General features: G+C 34.1%; 2 protein-coding genes and 2 pseudogenes. All 4 read right to left on the bottom strand.

Going from position 1 to position 1,336, the window contains the following annotated elements:
- A pseudogene (locus I4V84_RS19510) lies at nucleotides 1–167 on the bottom strand (ATP-binding protein); the annotation flags it as partial.
- 68 nt (nucleotides 168–235) lie between these two features.
- Nucleotides 236–439, bottom strand: a complete 204-nt coding sequence (locus I4V84_RS19505) for a helix-turn-helix transcriptional regulator (RefSeq protein WP_008787613.1) — start codon at nucleotides 437–439, stop codon at nucleotides 236–238.
- Between the two features lie 3 nt (nucleotides 440–442).
- Nucleotides 443–1,084: a DUF3796 domain-containing protein gene (locus I4V84_RS19500; protein WP_025579173.1), complete on the bottom strand. Its 642-nt coding sequence runs from the start codon at nucleotides 1,082–1,084 to the stop codon at nucleotides 443–445.
- Between the two features lie 102 nt (nucleotides 1,085–1,186).
- Nucleotides 1,187–1,336 (bottom strand): annotated as a pseudogene (locus tag I4V84_RS20090) (YdcP family protein); the annotation flags it as partial.

The following is a 1,336-nucleotide window of genomic DNA, read 5'->3' as shown; positions in this document are numbered from 1 at the left end:
TTCTCTAACAAGCTGAAATGCTCCCAATCGGTACGCATGAGCTGTTTCGTATTCAGTAGCAAAAGAACCGCTACGAATACAAACAGAAGCGTCCCTATGGAAAAGTGATAGACAAGTTGCTTGTCGCTGGCTCTGATACGGTGTCCTTTGTTACAAATCTTACGCATAAATCAATCACTCCTTTCTGGATATGAAAAAAGCAGTCAATCCTAAGACTAACTGCTTTAAACTGTCTTTATTCAAAAATAAATATATCTTCTATCGGAGCTTTTACAGCTCTTGAAATATCTATTGCCAATTTAAGTGACGGATTATATTGTGCTTTTTCTAATCTCATAATAGTTTCACGACGAACACCTACAATGTCAGCGAGTTGTTCTTGTGTTAATTCTTGTGCTACACGATATTTTTTTAAATTACATACAAACTTTGCTTCCATAATTTATTCCCTTTTTTCATAACGATATAATAAATAGTTGCTAAGAAAAAGAACAAGAGCATAGATAAGTGAAACAGAAATCAGCATAAATATTGCACACCACTCAACATTACGGGAAAACATACCTATTGCCATAAGCCAGATAACTACAAATAATAGTTTAAAACCTATCTTGTAGGCTTCTAATTGTGCCTTACGTTTATTTTCTTGAAAAAGCTCATCTTCTAAGATATGAGAAAGTTTACCTTCAAAGAAAAAACTGAAAAAACCAAAAAATATGAAAAAAGCAAAAGGAAATATTTCTCCAAATTTATAGTATGTCCAAAATCCGCCAAACCCCAGAAAACCAAACATTCCACAAAATCCCCAGTAAGGAGAAATTGTTCTTGAATATCGTTTTTCCCTGCTGTTTTTTGAAAAGACATTTTTAAAGCAGATAATTACTATATAGATAGCATATAGTGCTATTAAAGCTCCAATTACTAACATAGGAATATCCTTGTAAGAAAATACATATTCCGACATATCCATATTTTTGACCCAGCGTCCATCATTGTATAATAGGGAGTAGATTGTACCAACAATAAGCAATAAAGCACACCCTACCCCCATAAAAATAATTTTTTTAATTTGTTTCTTTGACATATTTATCTCTCCTTTCAAATGAGATGTTTTTGTATCTTTATGAGATAAATATATCACTCCGCATTGTTCGTGTCAATCAAAATTAAGACAAATACATCACTTTTATTTCTTCGGCTGTCCCTGCGGTGTAGGGTTCTGTGGGCTACCTGCGTTCTGGTTGCCTTTATTCTTCAACACAATATCCTCTGCCTTTACATACCAGTCCACATCTGCACCCGTATAGGTTTTTCTTGATACCGTATCGGCTACTGG

The organism is Ruminococcus sp. 1001713B170207_170306_F1, assembly GCF_015668065.1.
Taxonomy (GTDB): Bacteria; Bacillota; Clostridia; order Lachnospirales; family Lachnospiraceae; genus Blautia_A; species Blautia_A faecis.
This window is presented reverse-complemented; position numbering and strand designations above follow the sequence as displayed.

What these genes read in the sequence shown, in the direction of transcription:
- I4V84_RS19505 (WP_008787613.1), bottom strand. Translation starts at nt 439, where the DNA reads ATGGAAGCAAAGTTTGTATGTAATTTAAAAAAATATCGTGTAGCACAA.
- I4V84_RS19500 (WP_025579173.1), bottom strand. Translation starts at nt 1,084, where the DNA reads ATGTCAAAGAAACAAATTAAAAAAATTATTTTTATGGGGGTAGGGTGT.